The sequence below is a fragment of the Marinomonas sp. CT5 genome (assembly GCF_018336975.1).
GTDB lineage: Bacteria > Pseudomonadota > Gammaproteobacteria > Pseudomonadales > Marinomonadaceae > Marinomonas.
The window spans coordinates 2,620,739-2,644,577 of sequence record NZ_CP025572.1; the positions used below are offsets into that span (position 1 = coordinate 2,620,739).

The following is a 23,839-nucleotide window of genomic DNA, read 5'->3' on the forward strand; positions in this document are numbered from 1 at the left end:
GTGGCGGAATGGACGGGACTCGAACCCGCGACCCCCTGCGTGACAGGCAGGTATTCTAACCAACTGAACTACCACTCCGTTGTATAAGCTGTTTAGCCACTGTCTTATAAGTGGTGGGTGTGGAGAGGTTCGAACTCCCGACATTCGCCTTGTAAGGGCGACGCTCTCCCAACTGAGCTACACACCCGACTCGTAGTTTTACATCTTGTCGAAAGATGGCGGAATGGACGGGACTCGAACCCGCGACCCCCTGCGTGACAGGCAGGTATTCTAACCAACTGAACTACCACTCCGTTGTATAAGCTGTTTAGCCACTGTCTTATAAGTGGTGGGTGTGGAGAGGTTCGAACTCCCGACATTCGCCTTGTAAGGGCGACGCTCTCCCAACTGAGCTACACACCCATCATAATGATGGCATTTCTTGCAACTTACTTCTCATTAAAAGTAAGTGGCGGAATGGACGGGACTCGAACCCGCGACCCCCTGCGTGACAGGCAGGTATTCTAACCAACTGAACTACCACTCCGTTGTATAAGCTGTTTAGCCACTGCCTTATAAGTGGTGGGTGTGGAGAGGTTCGAACTCCCGACATTCGCCTTGTAAGGGCGACGCTCTCCCAACTGAGCTACACACCCAATCATATTTTACATCTACATGATGAGGAGCTCTTAACTCCCTCTGGCAAGCGCTTTATTAAGATAGACTCTTAACTTAGCCACTCGACAATTCCATTTAGCTATTAAATGGTGCCGCCACCAAGAGTCGAACTCGGGACCCTCTGATTACAAGTCAGATGCTCTACCAACTGAGCTATAGCGGCTTAACGCTAAATCAAATTGTAAACTTACGAACACATTGTAAGTAAATGGTGCCGCCACCAAGAGTCGAACTCGGGACCCTCTGATTACAAGTCAGATGCTCTACCAACTGAGCTATAGCGGCATTACATGACGCAGTTTACTTTTAAAGACTTCCTAAGAAGTGGTGCCGCCACCAAGAGTCGAACTCGGGACCCTCTGATTACAAGTCAGATGCTCTACCAACTGAGCTATAGCGGCTTCAATAAAAGCAAAATCTTTTTTTATTTCCTTACCAAAGCAGGAAACTTCGACCAAAATATGGTGCCGCCACCAAGAGTCGAACTCGGGACCCTCTGATTACAAGTCAGATGCTCTACCAACTGAGCTATAGCGGCATTTCTCAAATTTTGGTCGGGACGGCAGGATTTGAACCTGCGACCACTAGCACCCCATGCTAGTGCGCTACCAGGCTGCGCTACGCCCCGAAACTGACAATTAAAAAGTTAAACTCTGTCCCTGTCAGCGGGTGCGTATATTACTATAACAAATTGAAAAGGGAAGACTTTTATAAACTTTTTTTCAATTTAATCATACCGCTAGAGTTTTCGTCATTTATCGCTTAAACATTGATCTAAATAAAATTCTACTTTCTTTATCCTTTGTCAATCCAGTAAAAATCAATGCCAATCAATTTAATAGCGGATAAACTGCCATGCAAAGCCATCTCATACAAAAAAGCCACCCTAAGGGGTGGCTTTTTAAAACACTTCAATGATTACTCTTGCATATAGTCTTCTACTTTAGACTTAAGCTTCTGCCCAGGTCGAAAAGTAACAACTGTACGCGCAGTAATTGGGATTTCTTCTCCCGTCTTAGGGTTTCGACCAGGACGCTGACTCTTTTCACGCACTTCGAAATTACCAAAGCCCGACAACTTAACTTGCTGTCTTTCTATTAGTGAGCCTCGCACCACATCGAAAAAACCTTCAACAAGATCTTTCGCATCTTTTTTACTAAGACCAATTGAATCCACTAAATTTTCAGCAAGGTCCGCTTTTGTCAACGATCCCATAAATCTACCCCCTTACAACGGCTCCCAACTGCTCAGACAAGGCTGCAACAGTTTGTTCGACTGAGTTGTTCACTTCTTCGTCACTAAGAGTGTGTGAAGGATGCTGCCACGTCAAGCCCAAAGCGACACTTTTTTTCGTTTCATCAATGCCTTGCCCTTGATAAACATCAAAAACCAACACATTTTTCAGAGCTTCACCAGCTGTTTCAGCGATAACTCGTTCCAACTCACTAACTGGAACAGAGCGATCAACCAACAAAGCCAGATCACGACGAACCTCAGGGAAACGAGAAACCGCTTCATACTCAGGCAAGGTCGCATTCAATACAGCATTTAACGCGATATCAAACACATAAATTGGCTGGTTAGCACCTAACGTTTTAGATAATTGAGGGTGCAACTCCCCCATCAAACCAATAAATTGGCCATCTAAATAGATGTCAGCAGAACGACCCGGATGCAAAAACTCACACTTAGAGCGCTCATAAGTCGGCTTACCGCCATTATTCACATCAAACAAGGCCTCAACATGAGCTTTTAGATCGTAGAAATCTACTTTTTCACTACCGTGATACCAAGCTTCAGTATGACGTGAGCCCGCAATCAAGCCAGCTATCTGCTCTTGCTGGTCCAATTCAGCCAAGGCTTCAACAGAGCCAATAAAACGACGACCCGTTTCAAATAAACGAACGCGCGATTGTTGGCGATTTTGATTATGAAGATACGCTTTAACTAAGCCAGGAACTAAACTTGGGCGCATCACCCCCATGTCTGCCGAAATAGGATTCGCCAGTGGCACAGGCTCAATGTGAGGTAAAAACTGCTTACTCAACACAGGATCAATGAAGCTGTAGGTCACAGCCTCTTGATAGCCTTGAGATACTAAAATAGAACGCAATACTTGAATCTGTGTTTTTGATTCAGACAAAGGCGTAAAATTCACCGCAGCTTGAGGCATAGAAGAAGGAAGATTATCGTAGCCGTAAATACGAGCAACCTCTTCAATCAAATCCGCCTCAATTGCTATATCAAAGCGATGTGATGGCGCTTTTGTAACCCAAACGTCATCAGTAACTTCAACCATCTCTAAACCAAGACGTGTCAATATATCCGTCACCAAGTCTTTGTCGATAGACATTGCCAAGTACTGATCCAGCTTTTTGCGGCGCAATGTAACAGAAGCCGCCTCAGGCAAGGAAGACGCTTTTACAGCTGAAGTAATTGGCCCGACTTGACCACCTGCTATTTCAACAATTAACGCTGTCGCTCTTTCTATCGCTCGCTCTTGCAGTGTGGCATCAACACCTCGCTCAAAGCGATGAGAGGAGTCTGTATGCAAACCGTAAGAACGCGCTTTACCAGCCAATGATAGCGGCGTAAAGAAAGCACTTTCAAGAAAGATATCTTTTGTTTCAGCGTTAACACCAGAACCTTCGCCACCCATGACACCAGCAATAGCCAGCGAAGACTTTTCATCAGCGATGACCAAAGTATCATCTCTCAAGGTCACTTCTTGACCATCAAGCAAAACAATTTTTTCATCTTGATTTGCCATTCGAACGACAATAGAACCCGTCAAATTAGCCAAATCGAACGCATGCATAGGCTGACCAAGCTCAAGCATCACATAATTAGTAATATCAACAACAGGGTCAATAGAACGAATTCCACTACGACGAAGCTTTTCCACCATCCATAAAGGCGTTTGTGCTTTAACGTCAATGCCACGCACAACACGACCTAAATAACGAGGACATGCATCCGCTGCGTCTACACGTACAGGGAAAGTATCATCAATATCAATAGCAGAAGGCGTTACATCTACAGGCGTAACATCAACTTTATTCAAGACACCCACTTCACGAGCTAGACCAGCAACACTCAAACAGTCACTGCGGTTAGGTGTTAAGTCAACATCAATAATCTGATCATCAAGCCCTAAAAAAGCACGGAAGTCTTCACCCGCTTTGGCAATAGCCGGCAACTCCATAATACCATCATGATCATCGTTCAACCCCAGTTCAGAAGCAGAGCACAACATACCAAAAGACTCGACTTGACGAAGTTTGGCTTTTTTAATTTTAAAATCCGCACCCAAAACCGCGCCAATTTTAGCAAACGGGATTTTGATACCTGGACGCGCATTTGGTGCACCACAAACAACCTGAAAGGTTTCTGCACCATCAGACACCTGACATACTTGCAGTTTGTCAGCATTTGGATGAGGCTCAGCACCGACAATTTCACCTACAACAACGCCTGAAAACTCAGAGGCGACAGGTAGGACTTCATCCACTTCAAGGCCAGCTAACGTTATCTGAGCAACCAAATCATCGCTACTGATGTCTGGATTGACCCACTCTCTTAGCCAATTCTCACTAATTTTCATAAAAACATCCTAGGTCGACTGGTTACTTGAACTGTTTAAGGAAGCGCAAATCGTTTTCGAAGAACATACGAAGGTCATCTACTTTATAACGCAGCATAGCAAAGCGCTCTACGCCCATACCAAAAGCAAAGCCGGTGTATTTCTCTGAATCGATTCCGGACATCTCAAGCACCTTTGGATGAACCATGCCACAGCCCAGCACTTCTAACCAAGACTCTTCGCCTTTGCTGTTTGTACGCATGATATCCACTTCAATAGACGGCTCGGTGAACGGGAAATAACTTGGACGAAAACGCACCTTCAAATCATCCTCAAAGAAGACATTCAAAAACTGCTGCAAAATACCTTTCAAATCTGCAAACGAGATATTTTCGTCTATTAACAAACCTTCAACCTGATGAAACATAGGTGTGTGGGTTTGATCCGAGTCGCAACGGTAAACTCGACCAGGACAAATAATTCGAATCGGCGGCTGAGTAGACTCCATCGTACGCACCTGTACTGGAGAAGTATGCGTTCTCAATACAGTTGATGGATTAAAATAAAAAGTGTCTTGCATCGCACGTGCAGGATGGTGAGCCGGTATGTTTAGAGCTTCAAAATTGTGGTAATCATCTTCAATTTCTGGGCCTGAGGCCACATCGAAGCCAATTCCACGAAAAAAGTTTTCGATACGCTCCATGGTACGTGTCACGGGATGCAATCCACCCACTTCTTGACCCTTACCAGATAGAGAGATATCAATTGTTTCAGTCGCAAGTTTTGCATCTAGCGCCGCTTTAGCAAGTGCCGCTTTGCGCTCAGTAATTTTTTCCTGAACTTGCCCTTTTGCTTCATTGACCATTTGACCAAATTTTGGTCTTTCCTCTGCAGAAACATTACCAAGCTGTTTCAACAAAGCAGTCAAAGCGCCCTTTTTACCCAAATAATGTACACGTACATCATCCAGTGCGGACTCACTCTCAGACGCAGCTACTGCGCTTAGCGCATCAGCAAGAATCTGCTTTAGGTTCTCCATTTATACACTCCAAAAAATAAAATAGGGGAAGAACCATTGGCTCTTCCCCTATCAAAGACTGCATTGAGTAGTTCGTTCTTTTAAGACTGAATCTATCAAGATCGAACCACCCTAAGGCTACGTCAGAAATTAAGCCAAGCTTGCTTTCGCTTTTTCAACGATAGCAGCAAAAACTTCTTTCTCGTACACAGCTAGGTCAGCCAAAACCTTACGGTCAATTTCAATAGCTGCTTTTTTCAGACCAGCAATGAAACGGCTGTAAGATAGACCATTGATACGTGCAGCAGCGTTGATACGAGCAATCCACAATGCGCGGAATTGACGTTTACGCTGACGACGGTCACGGTATTGATACTGACCAGCTTTGATAACAGCTTGTTTTGCTACACGAAATACACGGCTACGTGCACCGTAGTAACCTTTAGCTTGCTTTAAAATCTTCTTGTGACGGCGACGAGCCTGAACACCACGTTTTACGCGAGGCATAATATAAACCTTATACTAATAAATTAATGAACTAAAAAAATCTAAACTTAGATGTATGGCAACATGCGTACAATTAACGCTTTGTCGCTTTGCGCAATCTGGTTCATAGAACGAAGATGACGCTTACGCTTAGTCGATTTCTTAGTCAAGATGTGACTAGTATGAGACTGCTTATGTTTAAAACCATTCGCGGTACGTTTGAAGCGCTTAGACGCGCCACTGTGTGACTTAATTTTGGACATGATAAAACCACTCTCGCATTCGTTAATGTTAGTGTAATTTCTTAATATCTAATGTTTTAAGAGCCTAAGCCCTTAAAACACAGTTATTTAAAATTACTTCTTCTTTTTGGGGCCTAGCACCATCGTCAATTGACGACCTTCCATTTTCGCGGCTTGTTCAACTGCACCATATTCCTCTAAGTCTGCTGCGACTCGATTCATAAGCTGCATACCAAGCTCTTGATGGGCCATTTCACGACCGCGGTATCGTAGCGATACTTTGGCCTTATCCCCGCCTTCAAGGAAACGTATCAGGTTGCGGAGTTTTACCTGATAATCTCCTTCCTCCGTCCCTGGACGGAATTTCATTTCTTTTACTTGGATCTGCTTAGCATTTTTCTTTTGAGCGGCTTTCGCCTTCTTCGCTTCGAAAATATGCTTACCGTAGTCCATTATTTTGCAAACAATGGGATCTGAATCAGCAATTTGCACTAAGTCTAACGTGGCTTCTTGAGCCGCTTTTAGTGCCTCTTCCAGAGAGACAACGCCAACTTGTTCACCATCAGCAGCGATTAAACGCACTTCGGTTGCTCGAATGTTCTCGTTGATTAGAGGACGCTGCTTACTAGCAGAACGCCCACGATTCATATTACCTTTTATAGTACTATCTCCACTTCTTGTTTACGGCTACGGCGAGCAATTTCTTGTTGAAGCAAACCTTCAAATTCGGAAATACTCATCACTCCAAGATCTTCGCCGGTACGAGTACGAACAGCAACTTGTTCCTGCTCTACTTCTTTATCGCCGACAACGATCATGTACGGCACTCGTTGAAGAGTATGCTCGCGGATTTTAAACCCGATCTTCTCGTTTCTCAAGTCAAGTTTTGCTCTAAAGCCATTTGAATTCAATCTTTTTTCCAAATCAGAACAGTATTCTGCTTGGCGATCAGTAATGTTCATGATAACAACTTGTTCAGGCGCAAGCCAGACCGGAAAGGCACCTTCTGTCTCTTCGATCAAAATACCGATGAATCGCTCAAGCGATCCAACAATAGCACGGTGCAACATAACCGGTGTTTGGCGTGAACCATCTTCCGACACATATTGCGCCCCTAAGCGAGTTGGCATAGAGAAATCTACCTGAATAGTACCACATTGCCATACTCGGCCAATGGCATCTTTCAGAGAAAACTCAATTTTAGGGCCGTAGAATGCACCTTCACCAGGTAATTCTTCCCAATCCAGTCCAGCAGAATCTAGCGCATCAGACAGCGCTTTCTCTGCTTTATCCCAAACTTCATCAGAACCAACGCGCTGCTCAGGACGAGTAGACAAGCGATAAACAATGCTGTCAAAACCAAAGTCAGCATAAACCTCGTGTAGCAAATCGATAAATTCAGACACTTCTTGCTGAATTTGTTCTTCTGTTACAAAGATATGCCCATCATCCTGAACAAAGTTACGTACTCGCATAATACCATGCAATGCACCAGAAGGCTCATTACGGTGACAAGAGCCAAATTCCGCCATACGGAATGGCAAATCACGGTAGCTTTTAAGACCTTGATTGTATACTTGTATATGACAAGGACAATTCATCGGCTTAACCGCATAGTCACGATTTTCTGAGTGCGTCGTAAACATGTTTTCATGATACTTACCCCAGTGCCCAGATTTCTCCCAAAGCACGCGATCAACGATCTGAGGCGTTTTCACTTCTTGGTAATTGTTATCAAGCTGTTTCTGACGCATGTACTGCTCAACAACTTGATACAAACGCCATCCTTTAGGATGCCAAAACACCATACCAGGCGCTTCTTCTTGCACATGAAAAAGGTCCAGCTTCTTACCTAACTTACGATGATCTCGCTTTTCAGCTTCTTCAATACGTGTCAGATAAGCTTTTAATTCTTTTTTGTCGTTCCAAGCCGTACCATAAATACGCTGCAACATTTCATTGTTTGAATCACCACGCCAGTAGGCACCAGCAAGCTTCATCAATTTAAAGTGACGCAAAACGCGAGTATTTGGTACGTGAGGACCACGACACATATCCATGTATTCTTCGTGATGATACAGACCAACTTCTTTTGTCGAGTCATCCATGTCATCGATCAACGCGACTTTGTAGCTTTCACCACGATCAACAAACTGCTGACGCGCTTCCGCTATTGGCGTCATTTTCTTAACAACATCGTAATCTGTCTTAACCAACTCAGCGATGCGCTTTTCTATGGCGGCTAAGTCATCAGGCGTAAAAGGACGCTCGTAAGCGATGTCGTAGTAAAAACCTTCATCTATGACAGGACCAATGGCCATTTTCGCCGTTGGATAAAGTTGTTTAACGGCATGACCAACAAGGTGAGCAAACGAGTGACGAATAATCTCAACACCTTCAGGGTCTTTCCCTGTGATGATGCTTAATTTTGCGTCTTCAGAAATAAGTTCACACGCATCAACAAGTTGATCATTTATACGACCGGCAACTGTTGCCTTAGCCAAACCAGGACCTATGTCCTCGGCGACTTGCATAACCGTTACTGGATTTGAAAAAGAACGTTGGCTGCCATCAGGCAAAGTAATTACAGGCATTTTATTCCCCTATCGGAGTCAGTGGTGCTCCATACCAAAGAGCACATGTAAATTTCAGGGCATAAATTATCATTTTTCGATTATTCATGCGAATCTAATTTTAAATAAGGAATTATTCTGCATGTAGCCGCCATCGACAAAAATCAAGCCCTTTTTCTACTAATAAGCCATAGACATTCTCTTCATGCAGGGTAAAATTGGCGTCCGTTTCACACAGACTTCATTTACTCAAAGGCACTATGGATCTCAATACTCTTGACGACTACTGCATCGAGACTACTCAAGCAGAACCAGACCTATTAATTGAGTTGGTTGAAAAAACCTACTCTGATATGGGCTACCCAAATAAGTTATCAGGAAAAACCATTGGCCGTACCTTGAAGCTTCTGGCAAAAATATCACAACCAAAGCGAGCATTAGAGATCGGTATGTTTACTGGTTACTCAGCCCTGTCTATTGCTGAAGGCATGCCCGCAGATGGTGAGCTTATTTGTTGTGAAACCAACCCAAGAGCAATTGAGTTTGCTCAATCTTTTTTTGATCGCAGCGAGCATGGCAAAAAAATCACTGCTATTTTTGGCCCTGCCCTCGACACCATCAACTCCCTTGAAGGGAAATTCGACTTTGTCTTTATTGATGCTGATAAACGCAATTACCTAAATTACTACGAAGCAGTACTACCGCTGGTTAGATCAGGTGGCCTTATCATCATAGATAACTCCCTATGGCAAGGAAGAGTCCTAGACCCGAAAGAAAACAGCGATATCGCTGTCAACGAAGTCAACCGCTTAATTGCGCAAGACAAACGAGTTGAAAACGTTCATCTGAACGTTCGTGACGGTCTTAATATCGTCGTAAAACACTAACCCTATTTCTTATAAAGCCCAGTCACCTTTGGGTCCCCCTAGGTGACTGGGCTTTATGTGCTATTAAAAAGATATTACGTAAGAGGCAGCGATTTTGGTCGTTTTTAAAATCACAAATAACATCTCCGGCAAACACTACATTGGAACGTCTTTCAATAGTGGCTTTCAACGTTTCGAACAATATGTTGAAGCCACTCAAGAAGGTTTGGACTTTCCTCTATACAACGACATTAGGGAGAATGGCGTTGAAGCTTTCACAGTGGAAGAACTATTTGAAACAAGCGACAAAGAAGAACTTTACGAACTAGAAACAGACTATATCTCTATCTACAATGGAGAAAGTCTGCGCGGCTACAAAATTGCCCAAACAGCCGAAAAAGCCACAAGTTTAAACTTTGGCAAAAAAGCTTTGTTTGATGCAAACGGTGTTTCAACTGCTGAGCAACCTAAGAAAACCAGAAAAACTGCAGCAAAGAAAACCGTCGACATCCCAAAAAAAACCATTGAACCAGCACCAACAGCCAAATCCTTCTTTGGCGAGCTCATTGGTGAAGATAGATTAGACGCACCGCTTACATCAACTCCTGAAAAGAAAAAAGCCCCAGCTCGAACAAAGAGCAAGGCAAGCATTCAGAAGATGCTAAGCGAAGCTGAAAAAGCCGCTAAAAAAGAACGCGAAGAAAAGCTTAAGCAGCAACAACAAGCCGAAGCAGAAGAAATGGCGCTTATCATGGCCAAGATAGATGTGACATCCAAATCTGCCACCTCGGCATTCCGTCGTCGTAAAGGCTAAGAACCCTTAATACAAAAAAGCTCAGTTATTTAACTGAGCTTTTTTGTTCTTATCATGCAAATTAAAACAACTTACGATCTTGCTTTCTTAAGCGTATCCGAAATCATAAACGCCAACTCTAAAGACTGATCTGCATTTAAGCGAGGATCACAGTGAGTATGATAACGATCCGCCAAATCCGCCTCCGTTACCTCAAAAGCACCACCGACACACTCAGTCACATTTTGACCTGTCATTTCAAAATGAACACCGCCAGCATAACTACCTTCTGCATTATGGACTTGGAAGAACTGCTGAACCTCTTTCAATACATCTTCAACACGGCGTGTTTTATAACCCGTAGAAGCTTTGACAGTATTACCATGCATTGGATCACTACTCCAAACCACTTGCTTCCCTTCACGCTGAACTGCCCGAATCAATTTAGGCATACCTTCTTCAACTTTATCAGCCCCCATGCGCACAATAATGTTTAGACGGCCCGCTTCATTATTTGGGTTCAAAACGTCACACAAACGAATTAGATCTTCCGGATCCATCGTTGGTCCAGCTTTTACACCGATTGGATTTTCAACACCACGCAAGAACTCAACATGAGCGCCATCAATTTGACGGGTTCTATCCCCAATCCACAACATATGTGCAGAGCAATCATACCAACCGCCAGTCAAACTATCTTGACGCGTCAAAGCCTGCTCATATGGCAACAATAATGCTTCATGTGATGTATAAAAATCCGTCTCTTTTAATTGTCCTAAACCAGGCCCGATGCCACAAGCTTCCATAAACTGAAGCGCATCATCAATTTTATCCGCTACCCCTTGGTAGCGACCGCCGGCTGGACTGGCATTCAAAAAGTCCAAATTCCACTGATGCACTTGATGCAAATCCGCAAAACCACCTTGAGAAAAAGCGCGAAGCAAGTTCATGGTCGATGCACTTTGATTATAAACCTGCACCAATCGCTCAGGATCAGGAACCCTCGCAGACTCACTAAAATCAATACCGTTAATGATATCGCCGCGGTAGCTAGGAAGCTCAATGCCACCAACCGTTTCTGTACCAGCCGATCTCGGCTTAGCAAACTGCCCCGCCATACGCCCCACTTTGACAACAGGACATTTTCCGGCATAAGTTAGCACCACAGCCATCTGCAGCATAACTTTAAACGTATCACGTATATTATTCGCATGGAACTCCGCAAAACTTTCAGCGCAATCCCCACCTTGTAACAAAAAGGCCTTCCTATTAGCCACTTGTGCCAGCGCTTCTTTAAGCTGACGAGCCTCTCCAGCAAAAACAAGAGGAGGCATTTTTCCTAAGGTATTCTCCACTTGAGCCAAATGCTCAGCATTCGGGTAAACAGGCTGCTGTAACGCTGTTTTCTCTCTCCAACTTGTTAAGTTCCACTGTGACATAATTCTCTACAACCTTATTCTTACTTATTTTTTTACTAAATTAACGAGCAACAACCCAAAGTATTTCTGCGTCTTTAGCAGACAAAGAAACAACCGCATGCCCCATAGTGGCATCATAATACACACTATCGCCTTCTTTTAATTCAATCGGTTCATAGAGCTCAGAGAAAAAATTAATTTTACCTTTCAAAACCAATAAGAACTCTTCACCATCATGTCGAACCCATTCTTTAAATTCAGCAAATGATCTAGCCCTAACCGTTGTTTTAAAAGGCACCATTTTCTTACGACTAATAGAGTAATTTAACAACTCATGCTCATAGGTCGCCGTAGGGTGTGGCTCACCTCTGCCTTTACGAGTAATATCTCGACGCCCAGCAATAGAATGCTCACTTGCCTCTACAAAAAGCTGCGGCAAATCCATCTCAAGACCATTAATGAGCTTCTGAACGATAGTGAAACTAGGAGACACTTGGTCATTTTCAATTTTTGACAAAGTGGATCGGGCTATTCCCGTTCTTTTCCCCACTTCCTCAAGCGTCCAGCCTTTCGCTAAACGGATTTCTTTTACTCGCTTACCAAGCTCTAGCGGTTCAACAAACCGATCTGGATCTGACGCTGTTGCAGTTTCTAGTGATGGACGACTAACCATAATTTACCAATACTACTTTATATAAAAAAACAATTCTCACTATGGCTTTAACAATGGCGCCATAGCCGCAGAACAACGAGAAAGGTCAAACCCTTTACCTGAAACATAAGACACTAGATCACTGGCATCCTGACCGTTACCATTTTCCATCAACACCCACAACACAGAAGAACGAGTACCCGTACGACAAAATGCCAAGGTTTTCTTTTCTTCCGAAATAGCCTGTTCTTGAGCTTCAACCTGCTCTTGCGACAACTTAGAAAGGTCTATCGGATTGGCAACATATTCCATACCCAGAGACTCAGCAGCAGTACGAATAACATCACCCGCAGGTTGATCATCAGACTCACCTTCAGGACGATTATTAATAATTCGCTCAAAACCCTGCTCTTTTAGTAAAGCAAGATCAGACTCGCTCAATTGTGGAGCAACAAAATAAGATGCATTAAGCTGAACAACATTATTCATAAACTTTTACCTATATTAAATTAAGAACGATAAAGGACTTTTATAAGATGAAAACCAAATTGTGTCTTAACAGGCCCCTGGATCTTATATAAAGGGCCACCAAATACCGCTTTATCGAAAGCCGGCACCATATCACCTTTACGAAACTCTCCTAAATCTCCCCCTTTCTTACCAGAGGGACAAGTAGAGAACTGTTTTGCCAATTTATGAAAGTCAGCTCCCTTATCAAGTTTCTGCTTTAAAGACTCCGCTTCTGCTTTTGTCTTTACTAAGATATGACATGCACTCGCCGTTGACATTAACCCACCTACCGATCAAATTTACTAGATAAAACATGTTAACCTATTTAGTATGAAGAAATTAACTACAAGCCATCATTAACTTTAAAATAATATATACGCGAAAGCAGTCTTAACCCCTTATATAGGCAATTTCAAAATATGAGCACATATGCAGCAATTAGCGACCTTTCTTTTCTTTTAGTTGAACCCTCAGACACTCAAAAGAAAATCATCACAAAAGCGTTAGAAGATGCAGGCATAAAACAAATAGAATATGCTAATAATATTGAAGAAACCCTGCAGTCACTTTCCACTTTTCCGCCAGACCTTGTTATTTCGTCCATGTACTTACCTGACGGTTCAGCAAATGACTTAATAGACAAAATAAGAAAAAACAAAGATACGGAAAACCAGTGCTTTATGCTCATCTCTAGCGAAAGGAATAGAGATCATCTGGAGCACTTAAGACAATCTGGCGTTCTTGCCATACTTCCAAAGCCATTCAATCAAAAAGATCTAACCCGCGCCATTCACGCCACCCTAGACCTAATTGTTGAAGAAGAAATCGACTTAGAATTATTTGACCCTAGAACACTTCGTGTACTAGTAACTGATGACAGCAAAATGGCTAGAAAACATGTCAGTAAGACCCTCAACACGATGGGAATCGAAGACATTCAATTCGCCGTGAATGGCAAGGAAGCCATCGCTCTTCTTAATGAAGCAGAATTTGACTTGATTGTTACCGACTACAATATGCCAGAAATGGACGGAAAAGAACTAACCGACGCAGTACGAAAAGACCCTTCCATAGCCCACATACCTATCCTAATGGTAAGTTCTAACTCTGAAGACAGCCAATTATCAAACATTGCTCAAGAAGGCGTAGATGCTATATGCGGAAAACCTTTTGAACCAAGCGTAGTAAGAAAACTATTGGCGCAGATACTCAATTAATTTTCAGGTAAAACCAAAAATAAAAAAGAGCTTGTATTAAGCTCTTTTTTATTTAAGTGAACATCAGTGGAACTAGCGAATAGCCATTAAATCTGAAACAATTTGCCGATTCGCCTCGGGGAAATCATAGGAAGACAAATATGAAATAGCGGCCCAAGTAACTTCCTGCCCTTCACTCCCTTCCGGCTCACCAGAAAAATCCGTAACCTTATAAAAATGAAGTTCAACTTGTTTATCACCATAATCATGAGCAATTTTTTTAAAAAAAGAACTCTCAACCACAGTAATACCACATTCTTCCAGCAGTTCTCTTGCCAGTGCAACTTGAACCGACTCTAATGGCTCGCATTTACCACCAGGAAACTCCCACAAACCACCTTGATGCTGATTTGACTTGCGTAAACCAAGAAAAACAGCATCATCACGAAGAATAATGCCTACAGCAACTCTAATTAGCATTAGGTACGATACTCTGCATTAATGGTGACGTATTCATGAGAAAAATCAGTTGTCCAGACAGTATCAGACATCGACCCCATCCCTAAATCCACCACGATATGAATCTCTTCAGGTGCCATAGCTTGTTCACCATGCTCTTCAAGATAATCCGGTGAACGACCACCATCACGAGCCACTTCAAAGCCATTGATATGAAGCTGAACACGGTCAACATCCAAACCTTCGACGCCTGCACGACCAACAACAGCAAGAATACGCCCCCAATTAGGATCGGAAGCAAAAAGCGCCGTTTTCACCAGTGGAGAATGAGCGATTTCAAAAGCCGTCTTAGTTGCATCAGACTCCATAGCCGCACCAACAACCTCAACAATCACAAACTTTGTCGCACCCTCACCATCACGAACGATAGCATGGGCCAACTCTTGCATGACTTCCGTAAATGCAGCTATAAATGCCTGAGCTAATGGCTCATCAACAGACGTAACTTTTACATTCCCTGCCATACCTGTTGCCACTGCGATACAGGAATCATTAGTAGAAGTATCACTATCAACCGTAATACGATTAAAGCTTTTGTTAACCACTTCCTTCAAAATTGACTGAAGTACGTCTACATCCATCGCAATATCACTGCAAACATAACCCAACATGGTCGCCATGTTAGGGCGAATCATGCCTGCACCTTTTGAAATACCTGCAATAGAGAAAGTTTGCCCTTCAAACTCAAAAGTACGTATCGACCCTTTTGGCAAAGTATCAGTCGTCATAATACCAATACCAGCAGAATGCCAATTGTCCGCAGACAAATTAGCCAGCGCTTGAGGAATCGCCGCCACAATCTTTTCAACGGGCAAAGGCTCGCCAATCACACCAGTAGAGAAAGGCAAAATAGACTCAACACTTTCACCTACCTCATGAGCTAATGCCTCACAAGTTTTCAAAGCGGACTCGAATCCTGGTTTACCAGTACCTGCGTTCGCATTTCCGGTATTAATTAGCAAGTAACGACTGTCTGTCAAAGCTAAGTGCTTCTGACAAATACGCACCGGTGCCGCACAAAACGCATTCTGCGTAAAAACACCTGCAACGGAAGCTCCTGCACACAACTCAAAAATAACAACATCTTTTTTGTTGGGCTTTTTAATTCCAGCCTCTGCAACACCAATTCTTACCCCTTTTATTTCGGGAATAAGAGGAAAATCATGCAACCCTACAGCCATTTACGCTTTCTCCAGTTAAATAAGACGACCGTGACACTGCTTATATTTCTTACCCGAGCCACATGGGCAAGGCTCATTACGACCCACTTTCGCAAACTCTTGGCTATCTGAAGGAGAGTCTGACGACTCATCAGCCAACGAATCTAGAGAATCATGAACCATATTCATGGTAGTTTTTTCTTCTTGCTGTCTACGAGCTTCTTCTATTTTTTCAGCTTCTTCTGCTGACTGAACTTTCACACGAGTAATAATTTGAATCACTTCGTATTTAATTTGCTCTAGTAGACCTTGGAATAGTTCGAAAGATTCGCGCTTGTATTCCTGTTTAGGGTTTTTCTGAGCATAGCCACGCAAATGAATACCCTGTCTAAGCATATCCATTGTCTGCAAGTGCTCTTTCCAAAGCGTGTCCAAGACTTGTAACAACACCTGCTTCTCAAAAGACCTAAAAGGCTGCTCGCCAGCAATCTCTTCTTTCGCTTTATAATCACTAACGAAGGCATCTAGGATTTTCTGACGTAACGGCTCTTCGTATAGTTTTTTGTCTTCCTCAACCCATTTAGCAACAGGAAGATCTAAACCAAATTCGTTACGAATTTTTTCTTCCAAACCTTCAAGGTCCCACATATCAAAGATACTTTGGGGCGGAATAAACTCATCAATCAGCCCAGAAACCACTTCTTCGCGCATTGCAGAAATGGCTTCAGAAAGATCTTCAGACACCATCATGTCAAAGCGCTGACGATAAATAACCTGACGCTGATCGTTTGCAACATCATCGTACTCAAGCAACTGCTTACGAATATCGAAGTTACGACCTTCGACCTTACGTTGAGCTTTTTCTATCGCATTGGAAACCATTTTATGCTCAATAGCTTCCCCTTTCTCCATACCAAGAGCCATCATCATTTTCTTGATGCGATCAGACATGAAGATGCGCATTAAGTTATCTTCTAAGGAAAGATAAAAGCGCGAAGAACCTACATCACCTTGACGTCCAGCACGACCGCGAAGCTGATTATCTATTCGGCGAGATTCATGGCGTTCGGTACCAATAATATGCAAACCACCTGCGGCCAATACAGACTCGTTACGAGACTTCCAGTCCGCTTTAAGTGCATCTATACTTTCTTGAGTTGCATTGCCTCCAAGCTGATCAAGCTCGACCTGCAAATTACCACCCAAAACAATATCCGTACCACGACCCGCCATATTAGTTGCAATAGTGACAGCACCAGGACGACCAGCATCCGCAATAATTTGAGCCTCACGTTCATGCTGTTTAGCATTTAGAACATTATGCTTAATACCTTTTTTGGTCAGATAGTTTGATAACAGCTCAGAATATTCAATCGAAGCCGTACCAACCAACACAGGTCGCCCCTGCTTAACAATATCCTCAATATCCAACACAATGGCTTCAAATTTGTCCTCTGTAGACATATAGATCAAATCATTGAAGTCTTTACGCTGAACTTGGCGGTTGGTCGGAATAACCACCACAGACAATCCATATATTTGCTGAAACTCAAATGCTTCAGTATCAGCTGTACCTGTCATACCAGACAGTTTTTCATATAAGCGGAAATAATTCTGGAACGTAGTTGAAGCCAGAGTCTGACTTTCGGCCTGAATTGTCACCCCTTCTTTAGCCTCAACAGCCTGATGAATCCCCTCGGACCAACGACGGCCAGCCATAGTTCGGCCCGTATGCTCATCCACAATGACAATTTGATCACCTTGGATAACGTAATCTATATTCTTTTTGAAGATAACATGTGCTTTAAGACAGGCATGAACATGATGCAATAAAGAAAGATTAGCCGCAGCATAAAGGCTTTCACCTTCACCTAATAAGCCTTGCTCTACCAGCCACCCTTCAACAAATGAGTGCCCATCCTCTGTCAACTCAATACTACGCTGAGACTCATCAAAGACGTAATGTCCAGAAGCCTCTTCACCCTCAGTCTCTTCCTGTTTCACCAACAAAGGCGCAAGGTTATTAATTTTACGGTATTGCTCAGAACTGTCTTCAACAGCACCCGAAATAATAAGAGGCGTTCTCGCTTCATCTATTAATATAGAATCCACCTCATCCACAACAGAGAAGTGCAAATCACGTTGCACTCGATCTTCCAAACGAAAAACCATATTGTCGCGAAGGTAGTCAAAACCAAATTCGTTATTGGTTCCGTATGTAATATCACACAAGTAGGCGGTTTTTTTCTCGTCACGTTCTTGACCAGAAAAAACAACGCCAACACTCATATCTAAAAATTCATACAGTGGACGCATCCAATTAGCATCACGCTTAGCCAAATAATCATTCACAGTAACAACGTGAACACCTTTGGAAGACAAGGCATTTAGATAAACGGCTAATGTGGCAACAAGCGTTTTACCTTCACCCGTGCGCATCTCAGCAATTCGGCCTTCGTTCAGGACCATGCCACCAATAAGCTGCACATCAAAATGACGCATCCCCATGACTCGACTACTGCCCTCACGGACCACAGCAAAAGCCTCTGGTAGAATAGACTGTAAAGACTCACCCTTAGCTAGACGGTCGCGAAACTCACCAGTTTTTCCAGATAAATCATCATCAGATAATTTATGGAAGGATTCTTCAAGTTGGTTTATCTGTGCAACAATCTTCTTATATCGTTTAACTTCTCGGTCATTCTTTGTGCCGACAATTTTTTTAATTACAGTTCCTAACATCTTGAACTCTACATAGCCAATTAGTAATTAAGACAGTCTACCACGGTAATGTGTGACAAAACATGATATATCAAGGACCTATATACAAAAAAACCAGACACAAAGTCTGGTTTTATAAAAACACGATCAATAATCAGTCACTTACTAAGCACCGACAAAAGCTGGCTCAGTAAAAGATATAGGTGTCACCTGCGCCTCATCTTCGAAAACAACATATTCCCAAGCATCTTGATGCTCAAGTAATGCCAATAAAAGCTTATTATTCAATGCATGGCCCGACTTATAAGCTTTATACTCACCAATCAAACTATGACCAAGAAGGTAAAGATCTCCAATGGCATCCAAGACTTTATGGCGAACCAACTCATCACGGTACCGTAACCCCTCATCATTCAAAACACGGTAATCATCTAAAACGATTGCATTTTCCATGTTTGCGCCACGTGCGAGGTTATTGTTTTTAAAGTACTCAAGATCTTTCATAAAACCAAAGGTTCTAGCGCGACTAATCTCTTTAACGAACGTCGTTGTTGAAAAATCAAACGAAGTACTTTGAACATCTTCACCAATAGCTGGATGCTGAAAATCAATAGTAAAAGAAAGTCGGAAACCTGAATGAGGCTCTAAAGTAGCAAACTTATCACCTTCATCAACACGAATTGGTTTTTTGACTCGAATAAATTTCTTCGGTGCATTTTGAGCTTCTAGGCCTGCCGACTGAAGAAGAAAAACAAAAGGACTAGCACTCCCATCCATAAGAGGGATTTCACTAGCGCTTACTTCCACATAGGCATTATCTACACCTAAACCAGCCATTGCAGACAACAAATGCTCTACGGTACTTACCTTCACATCACCCTGACATAAAGCCGTTGCAAAATTTGTTGACCCAACCGATTTCGCATTACCATGAATCTCAACAACTGGATCCAAGTCTGTACGAACGAAAACAATACCTGTATTGACAGGTGCGGGCTTTAGTGTCAAATACACCTTCTCGCCAGAGTGAAGACCCACCCCAGTTGCTCGAATAATGTTTTTTAATGTGTGTTGGCGTACCATTATATTCCTACAATTCTATGACTGGATACCATTCTTTACAAATGGTATCAATAACACATTTTTTATACAATCTAACATTTTGATATTACGTCGTTTTTACTCAAACTAATCAGCTTGTCGACGTAAAAATGCCGGAATGTCCAAATACGATAATTTATCGCCACTCGAAATAGAAGGTAAATCGGTTGATTCACTCTTTTCATCCAAGTTTCTCTCCACCACTTCAGCCTTCACATTATGTGAAGACTTCGACTCAGATTGAGCAACAGCTACTTTTGAATCATCATTTTCAATAACTTGCTCTACCTTCGCCATAACTGGTTGAGAAACAACAGACTCACCAACAGCAGACTTGACTTCAACTGCAGATCGACCTTCTAAACCAGTAGCAACCACCGTGACTCGCATTTCATCACCTACACTAGGATCAATTGCACAACCAATCACGACAGTAGCATCTTCCGATGCATATTCTTCTATGATTCCACCAACCTCGGTAAACTCTGACAAACCGACTTCTTCGTTTGCTGTAATGTTTACAAGCACGCCTCGCGCACCTCGCAGGTTAATATCTTCAAGTAGAGGATTATGAATAGCCGCTTCTGCCGCCACTCTTGCTCTATCCTCCCCTGATGCAGACCCAGTCCCCATCATAGCCATACCCATTTCAGACATAACCGTCCTAACGTCTGCAAAGTCGACGTTAATTAACCCCGGACGCATGATTAAGTCTGTAATACCTTGTACAGCATTAAACAAAACATTATTCGCTTCACCAAATGCCTTTAGAAGAGAAATGTTCTTACCCAATACTGGTAAAAGACGTTCATTTGGTACTGTAATCAAAGAATCGACATTTTCTCGCAATTCTTTAACACCTTCTTCAGCAACTTTTGCGCGACGACGTCCCTCAAAAGGAAAAGGCTTAGTCACAACAGCAACTGTCAAAATACCCAGCTCTCGCGCCACCTTAGCAATAACTGGGGCGGCACCAGTACCTGTTCCACCACCCATACCAGCCGTGATAAACACCATATCGGCACCAGTCAATAACTGAGTAATTTTCTCCTGATCCTCTAAAGCCGAATCCCTTCCCACTTCTGGATTTGCACCAGCTCCCAACCCTTTTGTAATGGTCGAGCCCAACTGCAAAGAAATCCCTGTTTCAAAACCTATCAGCGCTTTAGAATCAGTGTTAGCACAAATAAACTCAACACCTTCCAATTGATTCTCAAGCATATGACGTACAGCATTACCGCCACCGCCACCGACACCAATAACTTTAATCACAGCATTATCTGATAAATTATCTTCGGCTAAATCAAAGACATTCATGGGCTTATCGCTCCTCAATAAATTCACAATCAATTCTGACTAAATATAACTCTGAAACCAGTGCTTTAACTTCTGCCACGCCTTCGTTGCACTGAAGGATGACCCGATTTCTTTCTTAGGAGCCAGAACTGATGATTCTCGTTTAGTTTGCGCCTTAGACATTGTCCGTTTAGAGATCTCAGTTACTTCAGCCTCTTTACTACCATAAGCCAATAAACCAACACTCGTTGAATATATAGGGTTATCGACAATGTCAGACATTCCTTTAGTACAATCTGGCAAAGATAATCGAACAGGCATCTGAAAAACTTTCTCAGCCAGCTCCGACGCACCTTCCATAAGCGACGTACCACCAGTAATTACAATACCTGCAGGGATACGCTCAGCGTAACCACTGCGCCTTAGTTCATCTAAAACTAAGTTATATATTTCTTCGTATCTCGCCTCTACAACCTCAGTTAGCGCATGACGAGTAATTGACCTAGGTTGGCGATCACCAACACTTGGTACCTGTAAAACCTGCTCTGCTGAAGCCATCGAAGACATCGCACAAGCATATTTCACTTTAATTTCTTCAGCATGCTGAGTCGGTGTACGCAAAGCCATAGAAATATCATTCGTAACTTGATCTCCTGCCACTGGAACCACCGCCGTATGGTGCAAAGCACCATCAATCCAAACAGCAATATCAGATGTTCCAGCACCGATATCAATCAAACATACACCAAGCTCTTTTTCATCCTCACTTAAAGAAGACTCACTGGAAGCAAGCTGCGACAAAATGACACCATCAACACCTAGGCCACAACGCTTAATACACTTTTCAACATTCATTACGGCATTAACAGCCCCAGAAATTAAGTGTACATTTGCTTCAAGTCGAACCCCAGACATACCAAGAGGATCTTTAATTCCTTCTTGAGAATCGATGTGGTATTCCTGTGGCAATATATGAAGAACTCTTTGATCAGAAGATATAGGAACGGCTTGCGCAGCATCAATGACCCGATCAATATCTTCTTTTTGCACTTCACCATTTTTAACAGCCACGATGCCATGAGAATTCAAACTGCGAATATGGCTACCAGCGACGCTCACATAAACAGAATGTATATTACATCCTGCCATCAATTCTGCTTCTTCAACCGCACGCTGAATCGACTGCACTGTTGATTCAATATTTATTACAACGCCGCGTTTCATGCCTTTTGAAGTATGAGAGCCAATACCGACAATTTCCAAACTACCGTCAGCCAGAACTTCACCAACCAAACAGATAACTTTCGATGTGCCTACATCCAAACCGACTATCATTTCACCATCCCGGCATTACGTTTCATTATAACAGACCCTCTATAGCTGTTTAAAAAAGCAACAAACAGGCCAAAATCATTTATTTTTTTTCCAACCAACTGCTACTCCATGAGGATAGCGAGCATCTACCGATGCTATTTGCTCTATTCTACCCGATAAATCACTTTTATACACCGCTATAAAACGTTGTAAACGCTCTAAAATCTGCTCTCTACCTAGCTTTACACTGATACCATTGGTAAATCGAATACTCCACGCCCCTCTTGGCTCAAGAGTAAGAACAGAAACACGCAGAGAAGTAGGGGCTAACACCTGACTGACCAAACCAAATTGCTCCAAGACAACATCACTTGAATCTTCAGGACCATATAACTTAGTAAGCGGCAAATCAGGTACTTTATTAGGTCGAATAATAACCGCAGAGGTGGATATCAATTGCCCATCCCTCCAGTATGCAAGAGGAGTATACTCATGAACAAGAATCTGCAATGTATTTGGCCATACTTTACGAATTTCTGCACTTGCCACCCATTCTGATGACAAGACCACTTTCATAGCTTCTGACAGAGAAATACCAAAAAGACTTTGACCTAACAAAGAGGAATAATCAGACAGCAATTCCTCATGAGTTACGTACTTCAAATCCCCTTTAATCTCAATCTTTTTAATTGTGAACCAAGTTTCAGGCGACCGCTCTCCTTGAAAAGTAGCAACTAATATTAATAAAATTGCCCCGACTAGTGCCGCTATTCTCATAAATTAATTACGCCCTACTTTATTCCAAGCATTCTGCACAATTCTTTCGACCAGTGACGCATAATCAATTCCAACATATTCAGCAGCCATCGGCACTAAACTATGGGAGGTCATACCAGGCGCCGTGTTTACTTCTAACACCCAAAACACACCATGCTGATCGCGCATTATGTCGACACGCCCCCAACCAGAACATCCCAAGGAGCGGTAGGCATCAAGGGCCAACATCTGAAGCTCGTTCTCATCATCCTCACTCAAACCACAAGGCAAAAGATATTCAGTATCATCCGCAATATATTTGGCCTCATAATCATAAAGCTTATGATCTGGAGCCGGCTTAAGACCTATTACCGGGTAAGCCACATCATCGATGACAGTAATCGTAAATTCAGGACCATCAACAAACTCTTCAACCAAAATATCAGAGTCATACTCAAGCGCCTTTAAAAGAGCCGCATCCAACTCCTCTCTGTTCATCGCTTTATTAATGCCGATGGTTGAACCTTCACGAGATGGCTTCACTATCACTGGATAAGACATTTGCTGCTCAATTGCCTCCGCATCAGCCACACCAACAAATGATAGATAAGCAGGCGTAGGAATCCCAATACCATTCCAAAAGCGCTTTGTTAAAACCTTGTCCATCGCCAAGCCACAAGCCAAAGGAGAGCTGCCGGTGTAAGGTTTACCAAGCATTTCCAGTAAAGCCTGAACTCGACCATCTTCACCTTCGCCACCGTGCAAAGCAATAAAGGCAAGATCAAACTCAATTGATTGCAATTGCACAATAGGGTCTAAATCCGCATTCGCTCCATATAGATCAATCTCTACTACTTCGAAGCCTTTTGAACGCAGACCTTCAGCCACTAACGGCCCACTTTGCATGGAAACCTCACGCTCAGCAGAGCGGCCACCATAAATCACAGCGATAACAGATTCCTTGAGTTCTTTTGACAT

22 protein-coding genes and 11 tRNA genes are annotated in these 23,839 nt (G+C 42.9%); 3 read left to right on the forward strand and 30 right to left on the reverse strand.

Annotation, left to right across the window (positions count from 1 at the left end; genetic code table 11):
• Position 1: 1 nt before the first annotated feature.
• From C0J08_RS12335 to thrS, 18 genes are all read right to left on the reverse strand, one after another.
• Positions 2-78: transfer RNA gene (locus C0J08_RS12335), tRNA-Asp, on the reverse strand.
• A gap of 33 nt (positions 79-111) precedes the next feature.
• Positions 112-187 (reverse strand) — tRNA-Val (locus C0J08_RS12340).
• A gap of 29 nt (positions 188-216) precedes the next feature.
• A tRNA-Asp gene (locus C0J08_RS12345) sits at positions 217-293 on the reverse strand.
• A 33-nt stretch (positions 294-326) separates the two neighbouring features.
• Positions 327-402, reverse strand: a tRNA-Val gene (locus C0J08_RS12350).
• Between the two features lie 47 nt (positions 403-449).
• Positions 450-526, reverse strand: a tRNA-Asp gene (locus C0J08_RS12355).
• Positions 527-559: 33 nt separating this feature from the next.
• A tRNA-Val gene (locus tag C0J08_RS12360) sits at positions 560-635 on the reverse strand.
• A 109-nt stretch (positions 636-744) separates the two neighbouring features.
• A tRNA-Thr gene (locus tag C0J08_RS12365) sits at positions 745-820 on the reverse strand.
• A gap of 46 nt (positions 821-866) precedes the next feature.
• A tRNA-Thr gene (locus C0J08_RS12370) sits at positions 867-942 on the reverse strand.
• Between the two features lie 40 nt (positions 943-982).
• Positions 983-1,058: transfer RNA gene (locus tag C0J08_RS12375), tRNA-Thr, on the reverse strand.
• Positions 1,059-1,119: 61 nt separating this feature from the next.
• Positions 1,120-1,195: transfer RNA gene (locus tag C0J08_RS12380), tRNA-Thr, on the reverse strand.
• Positions 1,196-1,208: 13 nt separating this feature from the next.
• Positions 1,209-1,285, reverse strand: a tRNA-Pro gene (locus tag C0J08_RS12385).
• Between the two features lie 290 nt (positions 1,286-1,575).
• The gene (locus tag C0J08_RS12390; RefSeq protein WP_212652266.1) at positions 1,576-1,872 is read right to left on the reverse strand and encodes an integration host factor subunit alpha; all 297 of its coding nucleotides are present in this window, start codon (positions 1,870-1,872) and stop codon (positions 1,576-1,578) included.
• Positions 1,873-1,876: 4 nt separating this feature from the next.
• The gene (gene pheT, locus C0J08_RS12395) at positions 1,877-4,261 is read right to left on the reverse strand and encodes a phenylalanine--tRNA ligase subunit beta (RefSeq protein ID WP_212652267.1); all 2,385 of its coding nucleotides are present in this window, start codon (positions 4,259-4,261) and stop codon (positions 1,877-1,879) included.
• Positions 4,262-4,283: 22 nt separating this feature from the next.
• Complete coding sequence (gene pheS / locus C0J08_RS12400; protein ID WP_212652268.1) at positions 4,284-5,279, reverse strand: phenylalanine--tRNA ligase subunit alpha; 996 nt, start codon at positions 5,277-5,279, stop codon at positions 4,284-4,286.
• Between the two features lie 129 nt (positions 5,280-5,408).
• A complete protein-coding gene (gene rplT, locus C0J08_RS12405) occupies positions 5,409-5,765 on the reverse strand; it encodes a 50S ribosomal protein L20 (protein WP_024023333.1) in 357 nt (118 codons plus the stop codon).
• 47 nt (positions 5,766-5,812) lie between these two features.
• Entirely contained in the window at positions 5,813-6,007 is a 195-nt protein-coding gene (gene rpmI / locus C0J08_RS12410; protein ID WP_067343164.1) for a 50S ribosomal protein L35, read from the reverse strand.
• Positions 6,008-6,100: 93 nt separating this feature from the next.
• On the reverse strand, positions 6,101-6,634 hold the full coding sequence (infC, locus tag C0J08_RS12415; protein ID WP_212652269.1) for a translation initiation factor IF-3: 534 nt from the start codon (positions 6,632-6,634) through the stop codon (positions 6,101-6,103).
• 8 nt (positions 6,635-6,642) lie between these two features.
• The gene (gene thrS / locus C0J08_RS12420; protein WP_212652270.1) at positions 6,643-8,580 is read right to left on the reverse strand and encodes a threonine--tRNA ligase; all 1,938 of its coding nucleotides are present in this window, start codon (positions 8,578-8,580) and stop codon (positions 6,643-6,645) included.
• Positions 8,581-8,819: 239 nt separating this feature from the next.
• Here thrS and C0J08_RS12425 point away from each other — a divergent pair, with 239 nt between their 5' ends.
• Both C0J08_RS12425 and C0J08_RS12430 read left to right on the forward strand, forming a co-directional pair.
• Positions 8,820-9,446, forward strand: a complete 627-nt coding sequence (locus C0J08_RS12425; protein WP_212652271.1) for an O-methyltransferase — start codon at positions 8,820-8,822, stop codon at positions 9,444-9,446.
• A gap of 94 nt (positions 9,447-9,540) precedes the next feature.
• A complete protein-coding gene (locus tag C0J08_RS12430) occupies positions 9,541-10,239 on the forward strand; it encodes a GIY-YIG nuclease family protein (protein ID WP_212652272.1) in 699 nt (232 codons plus the stop codon).
• Between the two features lie 71 nt (positions 10,240-10,310).
• Here C0J08_RS12430 and C0J08_RS12435 read toward each other — a convergent pair whose 3' ends face one another.
• From C0J08_RS12435 to ppiC, 4 genes are read right to left on the reverse strand one after another with little or no spacing between them, the layout of a single operon-like run.
• The gene (locus tag C0J08_RS12435) at positions 10,311-11,657 is read right to left on the reverse strand and encodes a class II 3-deoxy-7-phosphoheptulonate synthase (protein WP_212652273.1); all 1,347 of its coding nucleotides are present in this window, start codon (positions 11,655-11,657) and stop codon (positions 10,311-10,313) included.
• A 40-nt stretch (positions 11,658-11,697) separates the two neighbouring features.
• Positions 11,698-12,309: a helix-turn-helix domain-containing protein gene (locus C0J08_RS12440; protein WP_212652274.1), complete on the reverse strand. Its 612-nt coding sequence runs from the start codon at positions 12,307-12,309 to the stop codon at positions 11,698-11,700.
• Positions 12,310-12,348: 39 nt separating this feature from the next.
• Complete coding sequence (locus C0J08_RS12445) at positions 12,349-12,777, reverse strand: protein tyrosine phosphatase family protein (protein WP_212652275.1); 429 nt, start codon at positions 12,775-12,777, stop codon at positions 12,349-12,351.
• 20 nt (positions 12,778-12,797) lie between these two features.
• Positions 12,798-13,076, reverse strand: a complete 279-nt coding sequence (gene ppiC / locus C0J08_RS12450; RefSeq protein ID WP_212652276.1) for a peptidylprolyl isomerase PpiC — start codon at positions 13,074-13,076, stop codon at positions 12,798-12,800.
• Positions 13,077-13,217: 141 nt separating this feature from the next.
• Here ppiC and C0J08_RS12455 point away from each other — a divergent pair, with 141 nt between their 5' ends.
• Positions 13,218-14,015: a response regulator gene (locus C0J08_RS12455; protein ID WP_212652277.1), complete on the forward strand. Its 798-nt coding sequence runs from the start codon at positions 13,218-13,220 to the stop codon at positions 14,013-14,015.
• A 72-nt stretch (positions 14,016-14,087) separates the two neighbouring features.
• Here C0J08_RS12455 and mutT read toward each other — a convergent pair whose 3' ends face one another.
• The 8 genes from mutT to C0J08_RS12495 form a co-directional block, all read right to left on the reverse strand.
• Complete coding sequence (gene mutT / locus C0J08_RS12460; protein WP_212652278.1) at positions 14,088-14,474, reverse strand: 8-oxo-dGTP diphosphatase MutT; 387 nt, start codon at positions 14,472-14,474, stop codon at positions 14,088-14,090.
• A complete protein-coding gene (gene argJ, locus C0J08_RS12465) occupies positions 14,474-15,694 on the reverse strand; it encodes a bifunctional glutamate N-acetyltransferase/amino-acid acetyltransferase ArgJ (protein ID WP_212652279.1) in 1,221 nt (406 codons plus the stop codon). The genes mutT and argJ overlap by 1 nt, the downstream gene beginning before the upstream one ends.
• Positions 15,695-15,709: 15 nt before the next feature.
• Positions 15,710-18,415 (reverse strand): preprotein translocase subunit SecA, encoded by a 2,706-nt coding sequence (gene secA, locus C0J08_RS12470; RefSeq protein ID WP_212652280.1) that lies wholly within the window; start codon positions 18,413-18,415, stop codon positions 15,710-15,712.
• 144 nt (positions 18,416-18,559) lie between these two features.
• Positions 18,560-19,477 carry a UDP-3-O-acyl-N-acetylglucosamine deacetylase gene (gene lpxC / locus C0J08_RS12475; protein WP_212652281.1) on the reverse strand — a complete coding sequence of 306 codons (918 nt, stop codon included), beginning with the start codon at positions 19,475-19,477 and terminating at the stop codon, positions 18,560-18,562.
• A 105-nt stretch (positions 19,478-19,582) separates the two neighbouring features.
• Positions 19,583-20,812, reverse strand: a complete 1,230-nt coding sequence (ftsZ, locus tag C0J08_RS12480; RefSeq protein ID WP_212652282.1) for a cell division protein FtsZ — start codon at positions 20,810-20,812, stop codon at positions 19,583-19,585.
• A 39-nt stretch (positions 20,813-20,851) separates the two neighbouring features.
• Entirely contained in the window at positions 20,852-22,126 is a 1,275-nt protein-coding gene (gene ftsA, locus C0J08_RS12485; RefSeq protein WP_212652283.1) for a cell division protein FtsA, read from the reverse strand.
• A gap of 75 nt (positions 22,127-22,201) precedes the next feature.
• Positions 22,202-22,882, reverse strand: coding sequence for a cell division protein FtsQ/DivIB (locus C0J08_RS12490; RefSeq protein WP_212652284.1), 681 nt, complete (start codon positions 22,880-22,882; stop codon positions 22,202-22,204).
• Between the two features lie 3 nt (positions 22,883-22,885).
• Positions 22,886-23,839, reverse strand: a complete 954-nt coding sequence (locus tag C0J08_RS12495; protein WP_212652285.1) for a D-alanine--D-alanine ligase — start codon at positions 23,837-23,839, stop codon at positions 22,886-22,888.

Bases quoted from the DNA above. Each gene is read 5' to 3' on its own strand.
- rplT (WP_024023333.1), bottom strand. From the start codon at position 5,765: ATGCCTCGCGTAAAACGTGGTGTTCAGGCTCGTCGCCGTCACAAGAAG.
- C0J08_RS12440 (WP_212652274.1), bottom strand. From the start codon at position 12,309: ATGGTTAGTCGTCCATCACTAGAAACTGCAACAGCGTCAGATCCAGAT.
- lpxC (WP_212652281.1), bottom strand. From the start codon at position 19,477: ATGGTACGCCAACACACATTAAAAAACATTATTCGAGCAACTGGGGTG.
- ppiC (WP_212652276.1), bottom strand. From the start codon at position 13,076: ATGTCAACGGCGAGTGCATGTCATATCTTAGTAAAGACAAAAGCAGAA.
- ftsZ (WP_212652282.1), bottom strand. From the start codon at position 20,812: ATGAATGTCTTTGATTTAGCCGAAGATAATTTATCAGATAATGCTGTG.
- C0J08_RS12445 (WP_212652275.1), bottom strand. From the start codon at position 12,777: ATGAATAATGTTGTTCAGCTTAATGCATCTTATTTTGTTGCTCCACAA.
- C0J08_RS12455 (WP_212652277.1), top strand. From the start codon at position 13,218: ATGAGCACATATGCAGCAATTAGCGACCTTTCTTTTCTTTTAGTTGAA.
- C0J08_RS12425 (WP_212652271.1), top strand. From the start codon at position 8,820: ATGGATCTCAATACTCTTGACGACTACTGCATCGAGACTACTCAAGCA.
- argJ (WP_212652279.1), bottom strand. From the start codon at position 15,694: ATGGCTGTAGGGTTGCATGATTTTCCTCTTATTCCCGAAATAAAAGGG.
- rpmI (WP_067343164.1), bottom strand. From the start codon at position 6,007: ATGTCCAAAATTAAGTCACACAGTGGCGCGTCTAAGCGCTTCAAACGT.
- pheS (WP_212652268.1), bottom strand. From the start codon at position 5,279: ATGGAGAACCTAAAGCAGATTCTTGCTGATGCGCTAAGCGCAGTAGCT.
- infC (WP_212652269.1), bottom strand. From the start codon at position 6,634: ATGAATCGTGGGCGTTCTGCTAGTAAGCAGCGTCCTCTAATCAACGAG.
- mutT (WP_212652278.1), bottom strand. From the start codon at position 14,474: ATGCTAATTAGAGTTGCTGTAGGCATTATTCTTCGTGATGATGCTGTT.
- C0J08_RS12495 (WP_212652285.1), bottom strand. From the start codon at position 23,839: ATGTCAAAAGAACTCAAGGAATCTGTTATCGCTGTGATTTATGGTGGC.
- C0J08_RS12390 (WP_212652266.1), bottom strand. From the start codon at position 1,872: ATGGGATCGTTGACAAAAGCGGACCTTGCTGAAAATTTAGTGGATTCA.
- C0J08_RS12435 (WP_212652273.1), bottom strand. From the start codon at position 11,657: ATGTCACAGTGGAACTTAACAAGTTGGAGAGAGAAAACAGCGTTACAG.
- C0J08_RS12490 (WP_212652284.1), bottom strand. From the start codon at position 22,882: ATGAGAATAGCGGCACTAGTCGGGGCAATTTTATTAATATTAGTTGCT.
- pheT (WP_212652267.1), bottom strand. From the start codon at position 4,261: ATGAAAATTAGTGAGAATTGGCTAAGAGAGTGGGTCAATCCAGACATC.
- secA (WP_212652280.1), bottom strand. From the start codon at position 18,415: ATGTTAGGAACTGTAATTAAAAAAATTGTCGGCACAAAGAATGACCGA.
- thrS (WP_212652270.1), bottom strand. From the start codon at position 8,580: ATGCCTGTAATTACTTTGCCTGATGGCAGCCAACGTTCTTTTTCAAAT.
- ftsA (WP_212652283.1), bottom strand. From the start codon at position 22,126: ATGATAGTCGGTTTGGATGTAGGCACATCGAAAGTTATCTGTTTGGTT.